11 protein-coding genes are annotated in these 19,635 nt (G+C 64.8%); 10 read left to right on the top strand and 1 reads right to left on the bottom strand.

Going from position 1 to position 19,635, the window contains the following annotated elements; translation table 11 throughout:
- Positions 1-75: 75 nt before the first annotated feature.
- On the bottom strand, positions 76-3,135 hold the full coding sequence (locus tag AC13EK_RS12070; RefSeq protein WP_234792478.1) for a TonB-dependent receptor domain-containing protein: 3,060 nt from the start codon (positions 3,133-3,135) through the stop codon (positions 76-78).
- A gap of 529 nt (positions 3,136-3,664) precedes the next feature.
- Between AC13EK_RS12070 and AC13EK_RS12065 the strand changes: the two genes are divergently transcribed.
- The 10 genes from AC13EK_RS12065 (at position 3,665) to cobA (ending at position 19,621) form a co-directional block, all read left to right on the top strand.
- Entirely contained in the window at positions 3,665-5,554 is a 1,890-nt protein-coding gene (locus AC13EK_RS12065) for a gamma-glutamyltransferase family protein (RefSeq protein WP_069338429.1), read from the top strand.
- A 13-nt stretch (positions 5,555-5,567) separates the two neighbouring features.
- Positions 5,568-8,522 (top strand): amidohydrolase family protein, encoded by a 2,955-nt coding sequence (locus AC13EK_RS12060; protein WP_277788543.1) that lies wholly within the window; start codon positions 5,568-5,570, stop codon positions 8,520-8,522.
- Positions 8,523-8,596: 74 nt separating this feature from the next.
- On the top strand, positions 8,597-9,178 hold the full coding sequence (locus tag AC13EK_RS12055) for an ANTAR domain-containing response regulator (RefSeq protein WP_069338431.1): 582 nt from the start codon (positions 8,597-8,599) through the stop codon (positions 9,176-9,178).
- Positions 9,175-10,383: a CmpA/NrtA family ABC transporter substrate-binding protein gene (locus AC13EK_RS12050; RefSeq protein ID WP_069338432.1), complete on the top strand. Its 1,209-nt coding sequence runs from the start codon at positions 9,175-9,177 to the stop codon at positions 10,381-10,383. The genes AC13EK_RS12055 and AC13EK_RS12050 overlap by 4 nt, the downstream gene beginning before the upstream one ends.
- A 225-nt stretch (positions 10,384-10,608) precedes the next feature.
- The gene (locus AC13EK_RS12045) at positions 10,609-11,853 is read left to right on the top strand and encodes a nitrate/nitrite transporter (protein ID WP_069338433.1); all 1,245 of its coding nucleotides are present in this window, start codon (positions 10,609-10,611) and stop codon (positions 11,851-11,853) included.
- Positions 11,854-11,935: 82 nt separating this feature from the next.
- Positions 11,936-13,141, top strand: coding sequence for a hypothetical protein (locus tag AC13EK_RS12040; RefSeq protein ID WP_069338434.1), 1,206 nt, complete (start codon positions 11,936-11,938; stop codon positions 13,139-13,141).
- Positions 13,142-13,352: 211 nt separating this feature from the next.
- Positions 13,353-15,866, top strand: a complete 2,514-nt coding sequence (gene nirB / locus AC13EK_RS12035) for a nitrite reductase large subunit NirB (RefSeq protein WP_069338435.1) — start codon at positions 13,353-13,355, stop codon at positions 15,864-15,866.
- Positions 15,863-16,231 (top strand): nitrite reductase small subunit NirD, encoded by a 369-nt coding sequence (gene nirD / locus AC13EK_RS12030; protein ID WP_004212514.1) that lies wholly within the window; start codon positions 15,863-15,865, stop codon positions 16,229-16,231. The genes nirB and nirD overlap by 4 nt, the downstream gene beginning before the upstream one ends.
- A complete protein-coding gene (locus AC13EK_RS12025; protein ID WP_069338436.1) occupies positions 16,231-18,840 on the top strand; it encodes a nitrate reductase in 2,610 nt (869 codons plus the stop codon). The genes nirD and AC13EK_RS12025 overlap by 1 nt, the downstream gene beginning before the upstream one ends.
- On the top strand, positions 18,827-19,621 hold the full coding sequence (gene cobA / locus AC13EK_RS12020) for a uroporphyrinogen-III C-methyltransferase (protein WP_069338437.1): 795 nt from the start codon (positions 18,827-18,829) through the stop codon (positions 19,619-19,621). Before AC13EK_RS12025 ends, cobA begins: the two co-directional genes overlap by 14 nt.
- Positions 19,622-19,635 lie beyond the last annotated feature (14 nt).

Below are 19,635 nucleotides of genomic sequence, written 5' to 3'. Positions count from 1 at the left end.
AGCGACCTTGCAGGGGAAAGGAAAAGGAGAAAATGGGCACGGCAGCATCGCGCCGTGCCCATGTCTTGCAAGCCTTTAGAAGACCTTCTTCAGGCTGGTGTACCAGTAGCGCGCCTGCGGCTGGTAGAGGTTCGACAGATAGCCGCCCGATGCCAGCGGCGGATCCTTGTCGAAGATGTTGCGCGCGCCGATCTGAACGGTGGTGCCGTTCAATGGGCCGTCATTCTTGAACGTATATTGGCCATAGAGATTGACCGTCGTCTGGCCCTTCACCGTCCAGGGATTGGCGGACGCATCGCGCACGCCATTTTCATAGACGCTGTCGATATACTGCGTGAAGGCGCCGATCTTCCACGGGCCGAGCGACCAGTCGAAGGTTGCCGAAAGCCGCCAGCGCGGCTGGCCATCGCGACCGATCACGTCGCCGCCGCCCTGGATCGGCACGCCGGCATTGATCTCGCCAGCGGCCTGTCCCGCGATCACCTGCTGCACGCCCGCCGGGGCGTCGACATAATAGCTGATCAGGCGCGAGGCATTCACGTTGAGCGAGAAGGTGCCGACCGACGTCGTGGGCAGGAAATAGTCCAGATTGAAGTCGATGCCCTGAACGGTGACCGGCAGCAGATTCTGGAAATTGGCGACGACGTAGAGCAGTTCGCCGACTGGCGCGAGGCCGGTGCCGGCGACGCGGGCGATATCGTCCGCCGTGGGATCGCGGCGGATGACGTTGGGATTGCTGCTGCCCTGGGTGCGCAGCAGATAGTCGAGGTTGAGTGCATTCTGATAGTCGAGCAGGCCCACGACATTCTTCTGCTGGATCTTCCAGCGGTCGACGGTGAAGGTGACCTTGCCCAGGCCATCGCCCAGTTTCGGCGACAGCACAGCGCCGAAGCTCCAACTGGTCGATTCCTCGGGCTTCAGGTTCGGGTTGCCGCCGCTACGACGCAGCACCGACACGTTGCAGACCGCGCTGGAGAAGTTGGTCGCGCGCCCGGAGCGGACATCGGCGTCGCACAGCACATAGTCGAAGCCGCCATTGACGCGGTCGAGCGTGGAGGTGTTGATGACCTCCAGGTTCGGCGCACGGAAGCCCTGTGACCAGGAGCCGCGCAGCATCATGCCCTCCAGCAATTCCCACGATCCCGCGATCTTGGGCTTCGCCACAGACCCGACGTCGCTATAATCCTCGTAACGGCCCGCGACCTGGAAGTTCAGGCGACGGAACATGGGGATTTCCATTTCCGGGCTGAAGATCGGGATAGCGAGTTCGGCATAGGCGGACTTCACGTTGCGCTTGCCGCGCACGTCCGGGCTGGGGCTGGCGCCGCCAAGGTCGGAGCCATAGAAGACGCCGGTCACCGCGTCGGTATAGGTGGTGTCGACCCCGGCAATGCCGCCCTGATAGGTGGAGCGATTGTCATGATAGGTCTCGCGCCGCCATTCGATGCCGGCCGCGACGCCGATGCTGTTGTCGGCCCACAGGCCCAGCAGATTGGCGTTCGACACCTTGAAGTCCCACAGGGCCAGCGAGGTGCGGGTCTTGCGGGTCGCCTCGATCATGAAGCTGTCGATCGTGGACTGGCTGTTGGGCGTGCAGTCGCCGATCGAGGGCGTGTCGACGCAGCCGCCGTTGAACGGATTATAGGCGTCGGGCGTGGTCTTGTTGATCGCCTGTTGCAGCAGCGTGTTGGAGAAATTCTCCTGCGTGTCCTTGGCCGTGGCCCAGGTGTAGAGGCCGGCCGATTCCCAGTCGAAATCGCCGATGCTGCCGCGCAGGCCGCCCAGGAAACGATATTGGTAATTGGTCACGTCGACCTTGCGCGATCCCACGTCGACATAGCTGAGCGAGGTGATCTGCACCGGCAGGCCCTCGGCCGGGACCACCGAAAGATCGAGGCCGGGCAGGCGGTTGGGTGATCCGACCGGGCCGAGCGGGTTCCAATAGGCATTGGCCGCCACCGTGATCGGGATGTTGGCAAGCGAGCCGGGCGCGCCGATCGTCGAACTGGTCTTGCCGCGATAGAAGCCGACCTCGCCGAAGAAGGAGAGGGCGTCCGACAGTTCATAGTTGATGTAGGAGAAGATGTTGATGCGCTTGACCGAGGGCTGGGCGGTCAGGTCGTCGAAGGTCGCCGGCGAATTGAAGCGCAGGTTGGAATCCGCGCCCGACATTTCCGTGGCGCCATTGCCGTCATCATAGCAGGTGTCGGGCGTGCCCGAAGCGATCCGGCAACCGGCATTGGCGCTGGGCTGGATGTGGAACTGGCCCGAGCTGTTGGTGAAGGCAGTGCCGTTGCTGGTGAGTGTCTGGTTGAGGAAATTGGCGCCGCCGCCGGGACGGACGACGCGGAACGTGCCCCAGGGCGTGCTGGTGCTGGTGCCGTTCCAGGCCGCGACATTGGCGAAGGAGGTGCCGGCGACATAGCCGCGCCGGTCGACGCTGGCGGTATAGTCCTGGTCGCTGAGATAGAGTTTCGATTTCTGGGCATAGCCGCCGAAGATCGAGATATTGCCGCGGCCTTCGTTGAAGTCGAAGCCGACCAGGCCATTGGCGGCAAATTCGCGCAGATTGGTGCCTTCCGCGCCGCCATATTGGACGTCGAACTTGGCGCCCTTGTAATCGGACTGGAGCACATTGTTGACGACGCCGGCGACCGCGTCAGAGCCATAGAGCGCCGCCGCGCCATCGCGCAGCACTTCGACGCGCTCGATATTGCCGACGGGAATGGTGTTGGCGTTGTAGCCGAAGGTCGGGACGCCGGAATCGACGACGCCGGTGATCGCCTGCGATGTCGGATGCAACACGGTGCGACGGCCGTTGATCAGCAGCAGCGTGTTGCCCTGGCCCAGGCCGCGCAGCGAAACGGTCGATACGTCGCCGCGCGCGGCATTGGCGTTGCCGCCGCCCAGCACCTGTTCGTTGAAGGTGACGCCGCCCAGTTGCGGGATGGAGCGGTAGAGGTCAGCGCCCGAAACGGCGGCTACGGCCTCGATTTGCTCTTCGCCGACCAGGCTGACCGGCAGCGCGCCGGCGGTATTGGCGCCCTTGATCTGGGAACCGATGACGACGATTTCCGCAGCGGCCGGTTCACCGGCCTGCGGGGCGGCTTCTGTGCTGGACTGGGCCTGGGCCATGCCGGCCGTCAACGCCCAGAGACTGGCACTGGTTAGGGCGGTGGTTAAGGCGAAAAGCGTCTTTCCTCTTTCTCTCGTCATTATTGTTCCCCTGTGATGAAGCCTTGAGCTTCGCGCCGTTGGGCAAAGGTGCCTTTCCGGTTCAGAGTTTGGGGAGGTCGGCAAATGTCGGCGCCGCACGACGCGTGCAGCGACCCATGTTTATTGATGACCGTTCAGATAGTGCATTTGCAGGCCCTCCCGAAAAACTGGAGTTCCGGCATCATCCCTTGCGTGGGAAATCGTTGCTGCTGTCGCCCTCACGACGGCAAGGCTTTTTCCGGGCACAACACCCACCATTGTGCGCGTTCATTGCGCTAGAACTGATGGGCGTGAAATTTCCACCATATGTTTCGAAATATTTTTGAAATAAAATCGGATTTACCGGCATATAGCGGAAAAATCGGGTTGGCTCGTTGTTGCGCGTATCGGCCGGCAAACGCCTTCCCTCGGGTGATGCCGGACAGGCCGAAAACAGGGGATTCCATCGATGAGCGATAACGCAAAGCAGGGGGTGACCCGGCGGGAGTTCGCGGCGTCGGCCATGGCCGGTGCGGCCTTGGTCGCGGGTGCCGGGCCGGCTTCCGCCCAGGCGGGCAATGAACCGGCAAAGCCCGGCAAGGCGGCGATCGAACCAACCAGATTGGTTAGCGCAGGCGAAACGTTGCGGCCGGAAATCGTCGGCCAGTTCGGCATCGTCGCGGCAGGACGTCATTATGCCGTTGCGGCGGGGACGCGCATCCTGCTGGCCGGTGGCAATGCTACCGATGCGGGCGTCGCGGCGGTCTTCGCCGCGGCCGTGACCGAGATTTCGCATTTCGGCTTTGGCGGTGAAGCGCCGACCATCATCTATGACGGCAAGACGAAGAAGGTGTCGCTGATCAGCGGCCAGGGCGTCGCGCCGGGGCTGGCCACGCCCGACAAGTTCGCCGATGCCGGCGTCATTCCGGGCAATGGCCCCAATGGCGGCACCGTGCCGGCGATGGTCGATGCGATGGCGCTCGCGCTCCAGCTCAACGGCACGATGGGACTGCATGAAGTGATGCAGCCCGCTATCGAGCTGGCCGACGGCTTCGTCATGTATAATTTCCTGGCCGAAGTGTTCGTCAGCCAGCAGAAGGCGACGTCCAAATATAAGGACGCCTACGACGCCTATTATCCCGGTGGCCAATTGCCCAGGACCGGGGAAATTTTCCGCCAGCCCAACCTCGCCCGCACGATGCGGATCATCGCTGACGCGGACGCGGCGGCGTTCAAGAAGACCAAGGATCGCAAGGCCGCGATCCAGGCCGGGCGCGATGCCTTCTACAAGGGCGACATCGCCCGCCGGATCGGCGCCGCGATGGAGCGGGACGGCGGTCTGATGCGCTACGAGGATCTCGCCAAGTACAAGGGCAAGGTCGAGGCGCCGGCGATGACCAGCGTCTTTGGCTATCAGGTCTGTAAGGCGGGTTTCTGGAGCCAGGGGCCGGCCATGCTGATGGCGCTCAACATTGCCGAGGCGGCCGGGATCGCGACGATGGAGCCGGGCTCGGCGCCCTATCTCCACACCGTTGCCGAGGCGATCAAGCTCGCCTTTGACGATCGCAACATGTATTTTGGCGATCCCGATTTCGCGACGGTGCCGATGAAGGGGCTGTTGTCGAAGGACTATGCGGCGCAGCGGGCCAGGCAGATCGGTCCCCGTGCCTCACTGGAGCATCGCTTCGGTAATCCCTGGGCGTTCGAGGGCAGGGCGCGGACCACGCCCCAATTCACGCCGCATATGCTGAAAGCCCCGCCCAAGCCGACCGCCGACACGACCGCGATCGAGGTGGTGGACAAGGACGGTAATCTCTTTTCCTGCACGCCCAGTTCCGGCTGGATGCTGGGCGGTGCCTATATTGCGGGCGATACCGGCGTGCCGATGAGCAACCGCCTGACCGTGTTCGATCTTGATCCCGAGAGCCCCAATGTCTTGGTGCCGGGCAAGCGGCCGCGCACGACCCTGTCGCCGTCCATGGTGCTCAAGGACGGCCAGCCCTATCTGGCGATCGGAACGCCGGGCGGCGACAATCAGGATCAGCAGATCATGAATGTGCTGCTGCGGGTACTGGCCTTTAACCAGCCGCTCCAGGCCGCGATCGAGGCGCCGCGGATCAATTCCAATCATTTCCATGGCTCCTTCGGCATCAAGAAGGATGAGCCGGGCGTGCTGGAAATCGAGGATCGCGTGCCAGAGGCGGTGCGCGACGATCTGACCGCGCGCGGTCACAAGCTGGACGTGTTGGGGCCGTTCGCGGTCTCGACCGGCATCGTCGCGACTGGCGTGGTGCCGGGCAGCGGCACGCTGCGGGGCGGCGCGGATGTGCGCCGCGAACGCTATATATTTGGTTGGTAAGGGGATCGATCCGATGAAATCTGCCTTCAAGCTTCTGTCGCTGGCCCTGTTGTCGGCCGGCGCCGTTCAGGCCTATGCCCAGCCCGCCAATCTCCCCCCGCCCGGCGGCGAGACCCCGGTCGCGTTCGATGTGCATGAAGGCACGTCGATGGCGGTGTCGGTATCGCCCGACGGCAAATGGCTGGCGGTCGACCTGCAGGGCAGCCTGTGGATCATCCCGACCAGCGGCGGCAAGGCGAAGCGGATCACCGACTATTTCAACGATGCCCGCCAGCCGGTCTGGTCGCCCGACGGTTCGCGCCTCGCCTATTTTTCCTATCGCGACGGCAATTATGATCTCTGGACGATCAAGCCGGACGGCAGCGACATGCGCAAGCTGACCGAGGGCGCCTATGATGATCGCGAGCCGGTCTGGTCGCCCGACGGCCGGACGATCGCCTTCTCGTCCGACCGCAGCGGCAATTACGACATCTGGACGCTGGACATCGCCAGCGGCGCGATGAAGCAGGTCAGCAGCAACGGGCGCGAGGATCGCATGCCCAGCTGGTCGCCCGACGGCGCGCGCATCGCCTATTCCGGCACGGACGGCGCCAAGACCGCCCTCTATGTCACGGCCCTTGCCGATGGGCAGGAAAGCCTGTTGAAGCAGGTGCAGGGCAAGATCGATGCGCCCTCCTTCGGCCCCGGCGGCGAGCTTGCCTATGTGGTGCAGGATGCCCAGGGCAGCCGTCTGGAGGTCGATGGCAAGGCCGTCAGTGGCGCCGAGAATGTCTTCCCCTTCCGCGTGTCCTGGGGGAAGGGCGGCTATTATTATGTGTCCGACGGCAAGATCCGCAGCCGCAAGGGCGCCAGCCTGTCGACCGTCAACTTCGCTGCCACGCTGGAGGTGGTGAAGCCCAGCTACACCCGCGCCAAGCGCGACTGGGATTCGACTGCGCCGCGCAAGGCACTGGGCATCGTCCATCCGACCCTGTCGCCCGACGGCAGCCGCATCGCATTTGCCGCGCTCGGCGACCTCTATGTCATGTCGTCCAAGGGCGGGGTGCCGGAGAATCTGACCAAGGATGGCGCGCTCGACACCGATCCGGCCTGGTCGCCCGATGGCCAGAGCCTGGTCTATACCTCCGACAAGGGCGGCGGCCTGCCACAGCTGTGGATCCGCGACATGAAGACCGGCAAGGATCGCCGGCTGACCGACATCGACACCCAGCCGCTGGGTGCCGCCTGGTCGCATGACGGCACGCGGATCGCCTATATCGATGTCGACGGGCGCTGGGGCGTTGCCGGCCTGTGCGTGGTGGATGTCGCGACCGGCAAGATCACCCGCCTTCAGGGATCGCTCGGCCAGCCCGGCAGCCCCAGTTGGTCGCCCGACGGAAAATATGTCGCCATCCCGTTATCCTACAAATATTCCAACAGCTTCCGAGAGGGAACCAACCAGGTCTACATGGTGCCGACCGATGGCGTGGGCAAACCCTTCTGGCAACTGCCCGAACCCAATATGTCGATGGATACCCGCGCCGGTGGTGGCCCTGCCTGGTCGCCCGACGGGACGAAGATGGCCGCCATCTATGAGGGGCTGCTGAAGATCTGGCCGGTGGCCGCCGACGGCAAGCCGCTGGGGCCGCCGCGCTCCTACACCTCCGACATCTCCTATTTCCCGAGCTGGGCCGGCGACAACAAGACGATCCTGTTCCAGTCGGCCGACAAGCTGAAGTCGCTCGACACCGAAACCGGTGCGATCACCGACATTCCGCTGGACCTGACATATCGCATCGCCAACCCGACCGGGCGCACGGTCATCCATGTCAGCAATCTGGTCGACTCCGTCCATGACGTGACCCAGCATGACAAGGATATCATCGTCGACGGCCACCGCATCGCCGAAATCCGCGACCATGATCCCGCGCTGCATCAGGCGGAGCATTTTGTCGACGGTACGGGCCTCACCGCCATTCCCGGCCTGATCGAGCATCATTCCCATGCCCAGAAGGATTTCGGCTCCAATCTGGAACGGGCCTGGCTTGCCTATGGCATCACCACGGTGCGCGATCCGGGCACGCAAATCTATGATGCAGTGGAGGATCGAGAGGCGGCGGAATCCGGCGTGCGCCTGTCGCCGCGCCTCTATGTCGCGGGACCGCTGCTCGAATGGCAGCGCGTCTATTACAAGATGGGCGTGGCGGTCTCCAGCCCGGCCCATCTGGAGCGGGAATTCACCCGCATGCGCGCGCTCCATTATGACATGATCAAGAGCTATGTGCGCATGCCCGACCTGTTCCAGCGGCAGATCGTGCGCGCCGCCCATGAGATGGGCATCCCAGTGAGTGGCCATGAAATCTTCCCGGCGGCCTTTTCCGGCGTGGATGGCACCGAGCATATGGGCGCGACCAGCCGGCGCGGCTATTCGCCCAAGCAGGGGCCGCAGGGCATGGCCTATGAAGATGTGATCCAGCTTTTCGGCCGCAGCGGCCGGACGCTGACGCCGACCCATTTCGGCGCGATGACGCCTTATCTCGCCAAGCATCCCGGCTACAAGGACGACCCGCGCCTCAATCTCTATCCGGTCTGGGCACGGGAAACGATCACCGAAGCCGATCCGATGGCCAGCATGCTGCGCCCGTTGCTGGAGGGGCAATATAAGAGCCTGAAGAAGATGTATGATGCCGGTACGCTGGTGACGGCGGGCACCGACACGATGATCGCCAACAATCTCCATGCGGAGATCTCCTCCTATGTAGACGCGGGGCTGACGCCGTTCCAGGCACTCCAGACCGCGACCGTCAATTCGGCGAAGGATCTGAACCTGGATGCTGGCACGCTGGAGGCCGGGAAGCTGGCCGACATCGTGCTGGTCGACGGCGATCCGCGCGCCGACATCGCCAACACCTTCAAGGTGAAAAAGGTGATGATGAACGGCGTCATCCATGATGTGGATGACATTGTCGCCGGCGGCATGCGGAAATGATCCGGCGATTGCCGTTCGCTTTCGATTGACCTGAGCCGTCGGACTGCTGCTATGGGCGTATCCAAAGGGGCGCCATGCGAATTGTCATCATCGACGACAGCGGATTGAGAGCGACGGTCCTGGAAGAAGGGCTGCGTGAGGCGGGCTATGACGATATTCATATCGTCCCGCCGCGTGGCGCCTTCGTTGCCCGGCTGGAGCGGATGGCGCCCGATGTGGTGCTGATGGATCTTGGCAGCCCCAGCCGCGACACGCTGGAGGAGATGCTGACGGTGAGCCGCGCGCTCGCCCGGCCGATCGCGATGTTCGTCGATCAGTCCGATGATGCGATGATCGGCGCGGCGATCGATGCTGGCGTGTCGGCCTATGTCGTCGACGGCCTGCGCAAGGAGCGAGTGAAGCCGGTGCTGGAACTGGCGGTGCGGCGCTTCAACGCCTTTGCCCGGATGCAGACGGAACTGGACGAGGCGCGCACGGCGCTCGCCGACCGCAAGGTCATCGACCGGGCGAAATCGATCCTGATGAACCAGCGCAGCCTGTCCGAGCAGGATGCCTATGCGCTGCTGCGGTCGAGCGCGATGAACCAGGGCAAGAAGATCGTGGACGTGGCACAGGCGCTGATTACCGCCAGCGACCTGTTGGGAGGGGGCATATGAGCGAGTTGCTGCGGATAGCCTTTCTGCCGTTGACGGACGTGGCCGTGCTGGCGGTCGCGCGCGAACGGGGCTTTGCCGAGGAAGAGGGGATCGCGCTCGATCTGGTGCGCACCACCAGCTGGGCGACGCTGCGCGACCGGCTGGTCTATGGCCAGGTGCAGGGCGCGCAGATGCTGGCGCCGCTGGCCGTGGCGGTGACGCTTGGCCTCAGCCAGCAGCCCGCCGCACTGGCCGCGCCCTACAAGCTCAACGTCAACGGCAATATGCTGGTGATGGCACCGGACTTCGCCAAGGCACTGGAACCGGACATCGCCCGGCGGCTCGCTGATCCGCTGGGCACAGCCCATGATTTTGCCGCCGCGATCGGGCTATGGCGGCGCAAGCCGGTGATCGGTGTCGTCCACCGCTTTTCCAGCCATGCGATCATGTTGCGCTATTGGCTGGCGAGCGCGGGCATCGATCCCGATCGGGATGTCGTGCTGCGCGTGCTGCCGCCCTCGCTGACGGTGGAAGCGATGCGGGCGGGCGAAATTGACGGCTTCATCGCCGGTGAACCCTGGGGCAGCGCGGCGATCGAGGCCGGGCTCGCCGAAACCGTCGCGATCGGCGAACGCATCTGGCAGCGCGGCGTGGAGAAGGTTCTGGCCTTTCGGCAGGACTGGCTGGAGGCGAACCCGGAAACGGTCGATCGCTTGCTGCGCGCGCTCGCCCGGTCGGCCGCCTGGTGCGACGATCCTGCGCATCATGAGGCGCTCGCCGATCTCCTGTCCGACCCGCGCTATGTCGACCAGCCGGCCGAGTTGATCTTGCGTGCCTTGTCCGGGCAGATCGGCGCACGGCTAGGTGAAGCACCGGTAATCAATCCCGACTTCATGCTGTTCGCGCGCGAAGCGACCGCCTTCCCCTGGCGCAGCCAGGCGCTGTGGATCTATTCGCAGCTGGTGCGCTGGGGCATGGTTGCCCATGATGCGGACACTGCGGCACGCGCCGCCGCCGTTTTCCGGCCGGACATCTTCCGCCGGGCGCTGGTCGATAGCGGCTTGCCGATGCCCGGCGCCAGCATGAAGCTGGAAGGCGCGGTCAGTGTCCCAATGCCGGTCGGTGCCCATCGCGGCGACCTGACGCTTGGCCCGGATCGCTTTTTCGACGGGCGAATCTTCGACCCCGAACGGATCGAGGATTTCCTACGGGATTCTGCGCCGTAGCGTTGAATTATGGGGCGAATTTGTGCCTTGCAACATAATGCATTCTACGGGATAAGATAAAGGATCGCGCGACGAGGCGCGTCCAGACGAATGCGCCGTCCCAAGGGTGGGATCGCCATTCCATCCATTTTTCGCAGCAAAGCCGCTGACCGGACCACGCCATGAGTGCGCGCGTCCGGCCTGCGGCTTTTTTCGTTTCCAATTCCATTGGTTGGGGGACGCATCATGGCTACTGCTTATTGGGACCGCGAAGGGGAGGCCACATCGGCCACCGCCACGACAAGCTTCTGGAAGGCCGGCCACGCGCCGACCCTGATTGCCGCCTTTCTCTATTTCGACCTCGCCTTCATGGTCTGGGTTTTGCTGGGACCGCTGGCGCCGATGATCGCCAAGACGCTGGCGCTGACGCCGGCGGAAAAGGGGCTGATGGTGGCAACACCGACGCTCGCCGGCGCGCTGCTTCGCGTCGTCAACGGCCTGCTGGTCGATCGCATCGGCCCCAAGCGGTCGGGCGCGATCAGCCAGATCATCGTCATCGCCGGCCTGTTCCTGGCCTGGCTGATGGGCGTCAACAGTTTCGGCGGCACATTGGTGCTGGGTGTGATCCTGGGCTTTGCCGGCGCCAGCTTCGCGATCGCGCTGCCGCTCGCCAGCCGCTGGTATCCGCCCGAGCATCAGGGCAAGGCGATGGGCCTTGCCGGCATGGGCAATTCGGGCACGGTGCTGGCCTCGCTGTTCGCGCCGATGCTGGCCAAGGCATTTGGCTGGAACGCGGTGCTGGGCCTGGCCTGCATCCCGCTGTCGATCGTCTTCGTCGCCTATATGATCATGGCCAAGGATGCGCCCAATGCGCCGCCGGCCAAGCGGCTGGTCGATTATTTCGAACCGCTCAAGACGGCGGACGCCTGGTGGCTGATGGCCTTCTACGCCGTGACCTTCGGCGGTTTCGTCGGGCTGGCGGCGTCGCTGCCCATCTATTTCACCGACCAGTTCGGGCTGACCCCGATCATCGCGGGCTATTGCACCGCTGCCTGCGTCTTCGCCGGGTCGCTGGTGCGGCCGATGGGCGGCGCGCTGGCGGATCGGATCGGCGGCGTGAAGGCGCTGATGATCGTCTATGTCGTGGCGGCGCTGGCGCTGGCCGGCGTGTCGCAGGCGACGACATTGGCCAGCGCGTTGGCGCTGTTCGTCCTCGCCATGCTGGCGCTGGGCACCGGCAACGGCTCGGTCTTCCAACTGGTGCCGCAGCGTTTCCAGGCGGAAATCGGCGTGATGACCGGCCTTGTCGGCATGGCGGGCGGCATTGGCGGCTTCTACCTCGCCAGTTCGCTCGGGCTGGCCAAGCAACTGACCGGCAGCTTCGCACCCGGCTTCCTGATCTTCGCCGGTCTTGCGGTGCTGGCCCTGCTGGGCGTGGGGCTGGTCAAGGCGAAGTGGCGCGCCAACTGGACCAGCGGCGCCCGCATCTGAGTTGGAGAGGAGGGCGGCGGCCTCCTTCTGAGGACTGCCGCCCCGAACCACGCTCTTTCCGTCCGAGGGGGGACGATCATCCATGAAATATCTTCTCGCAACGACGGCCGCGCTGGCCGTCGCCGGGCCTGCTTGTGCCCAGCAGATCGAGCTGAAACCCGTCGCCGAGGCGCGGCTGCGCTACGAACATGTCGACCAGGATGGCCTGGCGGAGCAGGCCGATGCGCTCACCGTCCGGGCCCGCGCCGGCCTGACGGCCAGCAGCGGCGCGCTGTCGGCGACATTGGTGGGGCAGGGGACATTGGCGGTCATCGACCGTTATTTCGACGGTTTCGACAATGCAGCGACCAAGCCGCTGGTGGCCGATCCGCAGAATGTCGCCCTTTATATCGCCCAGTTGCAATATCGGACCAAGGCGCTGACCCTGACCGGCGGACGGCAGAAGATCGTGCTGGATGACGAGCGCTTCGTTGGCAATGTCGCCTTCCGCGACAATGGCCAGACCTTCGACGCGGTGCGGGCCGAACTGACCCCGGCCAAGGGGCTGAAACTGGATGTCTCCTATGCCTGGAGCGTACGCACCATCTGGGGCTTGCAGGGCAAGGGCGCGCGCCAGCAGGCGGTCAGCGGCGACAATATTCTCGCCAATCTCTCCTATGCCACGCCGCTGGGTACGGTCAGCGGCTTTGCCTATCTGGTCGATCAGGACGAGGCGGCGGTGCAGGCCTATCGCCTGTCGAGCCAGACCTATGGCGTGCGCCTGGCGGGCAACCAGCCGCTCTCCAAGTCTGCCAAGGTCGCCTATCAGCTCAGCTATGCCCGCCAGTCGGACTATCATCGCAATCCCAATGACTATGCCGCTGATTACTGGCTGGCGGATGCGACCCTCGACCTGCATGGCTGGAAGCTCAATGCCGGCTATGAGGTGCTGGGCGCCAGTCACGGCACGGCGCTCACCAGCTTCCAGACGCCGCTTGGCACCAATTTCAAGTTCCAGGGCTGGGCCGACAAGTTCCTGACCACGCCCGCCAACGGCATGCGCGACCTCTATGTCGGCACCGGCTATGGCTGGAAGCAGATAGGGCCGCTGTCGGGCGTCGCACTGGCCGCGACCTGGCACCGGTTCGAGAGCGATCGGCTCGACCAGCATTATGGTAATGAGTGGGATCTGATCGCATCTGCGAAGCTGCGCAGGACCGCCCTGTCGGTGCGCTACGCCCATTATGATGCGCGGGCGATGGCGACCGATACCGACAAATTGTGGCTTCAGGCCGACTGGAGCATCTGATTGAAAAGCCATGAGAGGAATCGCTTGAGCGTTCGGGCGATTCCCCATATGCTGCACTGCAAGGGACAAGGATGTCCCGCTTCACATCGCTGCGACGGTTCAGGGTAGGACCGGCAAGGCACTAGATGATGGCAAAGCCGCCATCCAGACTCTCGGGTTTCAATCCCCGAGGGTCTGGATGGCGGCTTTTTTCTTTTCTGGAGTAACGGGGATGGACTTTCAGGACGGGATCGACCCGGTCACGCAGGATGAGGACAATGTCCTGCGGCTCTCGGCGGAAGCGCGCGAGCATCTGGTCGTCATCGGCAACGGCATGGCCGGCTGCCGCGCGGTCGAGGAATTGCTGGCGCGGGATGCGGGACGCTATCGCGTCACCATCTTCGGTGCGGAACCCTATGTGAACTATAACCGCATCATGCTCTCGCCGGTGCTGGCAGGTGAAAAGACGTTCGAGCAGATCGTCATCAACGACGCCGCCTGGTATGCCGACAATGGCATCGAACTGATCGCCGGCGATCCGGTAAAGGCCATCGACCGGGCCGCAAAGACCGTTTCCAGCCAGTCGGGCCGCACCATCGGCTATGACAAGCTGCTGATCGCGACCGGCTCCGATCCGTTCATTATTCCCGTGCCCGGCAAGGATCTGCCCGGCGTCATCAGCTTCCGCGACATGAAGGATGTCGACACCATGCTCGCCGCCGCTGCCGATGGCGGCAGCGCGGTGGTCATCGGCGGCGGCCTGCTCGGCCTCGAAGCCGCCCATGGCCTGACCCTGCGCGGCATGAAGGTGACCGTCATCCATCTGATGGACACGCTGATGGAGCGGCAGCTGGACGAGGCGGCCGGCTGGCTGCTCAAGACCGCACTCGAAGGACGTGGCCAGACCATCCTGACCGGCGCCAATACCGAAGCCATTTATGGCGATGGCAAGGTTGAGGGCGTAAGGCTGAAGGACGGTCGCGAAATCCCGGCCAGTCTGGTGGTGATGGCGGTCGGCATCCGCCCCGCGACCGCGCTGGCCCGCGACGCCGGCCTGGCCGTCAATCGCGGCATCCAGGTCGACGATCATATGGTCACCAGCGATGCCGATGTGCTGGCGGTCGGCGAATGCGTCGAACATGACGGCAATGTCTATGGCCTGGTCGCGCCGCTGTGGGACATGTGCCGCAGCCTCGCCGATGGCCTGACCGACCAGCATAGTGGCTACAAGGGCTCGGTCACTTCGACCAAGCTCAAGGTCGCGGGGCTGGACGTCTTCTCCGCCGGGGACTTTTCCGGCGGTGAGGGGTGCGAGGATATCGTCCTGCGCGACGCCTCGCGTGGCGTTTACAAGCGGGTCATCGTCAAGGACGATAAGCTGATCGGCGCGGTGCTCTATGGCGATACCGTTGATGGCGGCTGGTATTTCGATCTCCTCAAGCGCGAGGAAAATGTCGCCGACATCCGCGACATGCTGATCTTCGGCCAGGCCTTCGCCTCGGGAGGGGGCGCGCTGGACCCTAAGGCGGCCGTTGCGGCGCTCTCGGACGAAGCCGAGATTTGCGGCTGCAACGGCGTCAGCAAGGGCCAGGTCGTCTCCTGCATCGCCAAGGGTGCGCACAGCTTGGATGCGGTCCGCGCCACCTGCAAGGCGTCGGCCAGCTGCGGCAGTTGCACCGGCCTCGTTGAAACCCTGCTGGCGCTAACGCTGGGCGACGATGTCCAGTCGGGGCCGAAGACCATGTGCAAATGCACCAGCTTCACCCATGACGATGTCCGTCGCGAGATCGTGGCGCAGGACATGCGCTCGATCCCCGAAGTCATGCAGAAATTGAACTGGTCGACGCCGGAGGGCTGTTCCTCCTGCCGCCCCGCGCTCAACTATTATCTGCTCTGCGCGCTGCCGGGTGAGTATCAGGACGACCAGCGCAGCCGGTTCGTCAACGAACGGATGCACGCCAACATCCAGAAGGACGGCACCTATTCGGTCGTGCCGCGCATGTGGGGCGGGCTCACCAACCCCAAGGAACTGCGCGCGATCGCCGACGTGGTCGAAAAATATAATGCCCCGATGGTGAAGGTGACCGGCGGCCAGCGGCTCGACATTTTCGGCATCAGGAAGGAAGATCTGCCCGCCGTCTGGGCCGATCTCAATGCCGCCGGCATGGTGTCGGGCCATGCCTATGGCAAATCGCTGCGCACGGTGAAGACCTGCGTGGGGTCGGAATGGTGCCGCTTCGGCACCCAGGATTCGACCGGCCTTGGCGTCAAGATCGAGCATATGACCTGGGGCTCGTGGATGCCCCACAAGTTCAAGATCGCGGCGTCGGGCTGCCCCCGCAACTGCGCGGAGGCGACGATCAAGGATTTCGGTGTGGTCTGCGTCGACAGCGGCTACGAGCTGCATGTCGGCGGCAATGGCGGCATCCATGTCCGGGCCACCGACCTGCTGTGCAAGGTCGCGACCGAGCAGGAGGCGCTCGATTATTGCGCCGCCTTCATCCAGCTTTATCGTGAGGAAGCCCGCTATCTGGAGCGCACCGCGCCCTGGATCGAGCGCGTCGGCGTCGATTATGTGAAGGGCCGCATCGTCGCGGATGATGTCGGCCGCGAAGCGCTGCGCGCCCGTTTCCTCTTCTCGCAGCAGTTCATGCAGGATGATCCCTGGGCGCGTCGCGCCGCCGGCGAGGATGCCGAACTGCACCAGCATCTGGCCGAAGTCCGCCCCATGGAGACGCTCGCATGATCCCGAACACCCAAGTCGGCACCTGGCTGGACATCGGTCCCGTCGATCAGATCTCGCCCGGCAATGCCCGCACCCTGCCGGTGCGCGGCGGCGAGGAAATCGCCATCTTTCACACGCAGGACAATCAGTTCTACGCGCTGGTCAATAAATGCCCGCACAAGCAGGGGCCGCTGAGCCAGGGCATTGTCCATGGATCGGTCGTTGCCTGTCCGCTGCACAATTGGAACATCTCGCTCAAGACCGGCAAGGCGCTGGGCAGCGATGAGGGCTGTGTGCCCACCATCCCGCTCAAGGTGGAGGCGGGCCGCATCTTCCTGCTGCGCGAGGCAGTCATTCCCGTGCCCAGTGCGGCAAAGGCGGCCTGATGGCACAGGCGATCCGCACCACCTGCGCCTATTGCGGCGTCGGCTGCGGCATCGCCGCCACGCCGACCGGGCCGCGCTCGGTGATCATCAAGGGGGACGAGGCACATCCGGCCAACGGCGGGCGCCTCTGTTCCAAGGGCACCCATCTGGGCGAGACGGTGGCGCTGACCGGCCGGCTGCTGCACCCGATGATCGGCAAGCGCCGCGCCAGTTGGGACAAGGCGCTGGATCTGGTCGCGAAGAAATTTCGCGAGACGATCGAGCGTCATGGCCCGGACAGCGTGGCCTTCTATGTCTCGGGCCAGTTGCTGACCGAGGATTATTATGTCGCCAACAAGCTGATGAAGGGCTTCATCGGCTCGGCGAACATCGACACCAACAGCCGCCTGTGCATGTCGAGCGCGGTCGCCGGCCACAACCGCGCCTTTGGCGAGGACGTGGTGCCGGCCAGCTATGACGATCTGGAGCAGGCCGACCTCATCATCCTTGTCGGCTCCAACACCGCCTGGTGTCACCCGATCGTCTATCAGCGTATCCAGGCCGCCCGCGCCGCGCGCGGCACGAAGCTGGTCGTGATCGATCCGCGCCGCACCGAAACCTGTGAGGGCGCTGACCTTCATCTGCCGATCCGGCCCGGCAGCGACGTCGCGCTGATGACCGGGCTGCTCGCCTGGTGCGATGCACAGGGCGTGACCGATCCGGCCTATCTGACCGATCATGTGAACGCGCCCGACGGATTCTGGGATCATGTCCGCACCGGCCATGACCTGTGGACGACGGCCCAGACCTGCGACATCGACCCGGCGCTGTTGAAGGCCTTTTTCGAACTGTTCGCGGCGACCTCACGCACCGTCACCCTGTTCAGCCAGGGCATCAACCAGTCGATCCGCGGCACAGATCAGGTCAATGCGATCATCAATGTCCACCTCGCCACGGGGCGCATCGGAAAGGCGGGCGCGGCGCCCTTCTCCATCACCGGCCAGCCCAACGCCATGGGCGGGCGTGAGGTTGGCGGCCTCGCCTCGACGCTCGCCGCGCATATGGACTTCGCGCCGGAGAATGTCGCTCGTGTCGGCCGCTTCTGGGCTGCGCCACAGATGGCGACCAAGCCGGGACTGAAGGCCGTCGACCTGTTCCGCGCCATCGATGAAGACCGGATCAAGGCCCTCTGGATCATGGCGACAAATCCCGCCGTCTCGCTGCCCGATGCCGGCCGGGTGCGTGACGCGCTGGAGGCGATCCCCTTCCTCGTCGTATCGGACATCATCGCCGACACCGACAGCAGCGCCCATGCCCATGTCCGGCTGCCGGCCGCCGGCTGGGGCGAAAAGGACGGCACGGTCACCAATTCGGACCGCACCATCAGCCGCCAGCGCCCGTTCATGGCATTGCCCGGCGAGGCCCGGCCCGACTGGTGGATAATCACCCAGGTCGCCCGTCGCATGGGCTGGAAAAACGCCTTCGCCTATGATCGGCCGGCTGACATCTGGCGCGAACATGCGCGCATGACCGCCTATCAGAATGAGGGGCAGCGGTTGCTCAACCTGCGGGCGCAGGCGGCAATCGGCAACGACGCCTATGACGCGATGGACAGTTTCCGCTGGGGCGGGAGGCCCTTTGCCGATGGGCATTTCCCCACTCCGGACGGTAAAGCGCGGTTGGTGCTGACGAGGCAGATGGATTTGCAGGGGCCGCTGCGCGACTGGCCGCTGACGCTCAACACCGGTCGCTATCGCGATCAATGGCATACGATGACCCGCACGGGTCTGGCGCCCAAGCTGGCCCGCCATCGCGAGGAACCGCTGGTCGAAATCCACCCGCAGGATGCCGATGCGCTGGGCCTGGCCGATCGCGACCTGGCGAGGGTGTCGACCGCGCAGGGCAACAGCCTCTTCCGCGTCAGCATCAGCGACGGCCAGCGGCCGGGCGAAATCTTCACCCCGATCCACTGGACCGATCAGATATCGAGCGGCGGGCGTACCGGCCTGTTGCCGCGTCCGCTGGTCGATCCGCATTCGGGCCAGCCCGGCTTCAAGTCGACCCCGGCCGCGGTCGAGAAGGTCTCGACCCAATGGCGGGGCTTCCTGATCCTGCGCGGGCAGGAGCCCGTCAAGCTGCCCTGCCTCTGGGCAACGCGGGTCGCGGTGCCGGGCGGGGCGCTCTATGAACTGGCCGGCAATGGCGATGCCGCCCGGCTGGAAGCCTGCCTGCCCAGGGGCGAGCGGGTCGAGGCGATCGATCATGTGCGCGGCAGTCGCCGGGTCGCGATCATCCAGGACGGCCGGCTGGCCGGCGTGCTGTTCGTCACCCGCACGGGGCTGTTGCCCTCGCGCGACTGGCTGATCGGCCAGTTGGCGGCCGACGATGTAGGCGCCACCGTGCTGGCCGCCCGCGGGCCGGGCAGCCAGCCGGATAAGGGCGCCACCATCTGCGTCTGTTTCGACATCGGCCTCAACCAGATCGTCGCGGCGATCCGCGACCAGAAACTGGTCGACGTGCCTGCCATCGGCAAGGCGCTGGGCGCCGGCACCAATTGCGGTTCCTGCCGCCCCGCCATCGCCAATATCCTGGCCCAGACCTCGCAGGAGACATTGCATGCAGCCGAATGACCTCATCGCGCCGGGCGACGTCTGGCTGGTCGGTGCCGGTCCGGGCGATCCCGACCTGCTGACGCGCAAGGCCGAAAGGCTGATCTGCGCGGCGGACATCATCTTCTACGACGCGCTGGTGGGGTCGGAGATATTGGACCTCATTCCCGATCATGCCGAACGGGTCAGCGTCGGCAAGCGGTCGGGCCGCCATTCGAAGGACCAGCAGACGATCGACGAGATGCTGGTGGAGGCGGCGCTGGCGGGCAAGCGGGTGGTTCGGCTGAAGGGCGGCGACCCGGCGATGTTCGCCCGTTCGACCGAGGAAATGACGGCGCTGCGCGCGGTCGGCGTGCGCGTTCGGATCTGCCCTGGCATCACGGCGGCCAGCGCCGTGGCGGCGTCGGCGGGTATTTCCCTGTCGCTGCGCGGGATTGCGCGCCGGGTCCAGTTCGTGACGGCGCACAGTCGCCGGGGCCAGGCGCTGGATCTGGATTGGGATGCTCTGGCCGATCCGGCCTGCACCCTGGCCGTCTATATGGGACGCGAGGCCGCTCCGGAACTCAGCCGCGCGCTGATCGCTGCCGGTTTGCCGGGCGCGACCCCGGCGCTCATCACCTGCGATGCTTCGCTGCCGCAGGAACAGCAGTTGCGCACGCGCCTCGATCTCCTGCCGTTGGTGACGCAGGCTTTTGCCGATGATCGCCCGACCCTGATCCTGATCGGCGAGGCGGTGGCTCAGGCCGACATGGCCATGGCTGGCGGAACGGACGATGTCCGCCGATCGATGGCGTCGCGCTGAAGTAGTAACAACGG

The sequence above is a fragment of the Sphingobium sp. L-44 genome (genome assembly GCF_056859495.1).
Note: the sequence above shows the minus strand (reverse complement) of the source record. Positions and strands in the feature narration are given on the sequence as shown.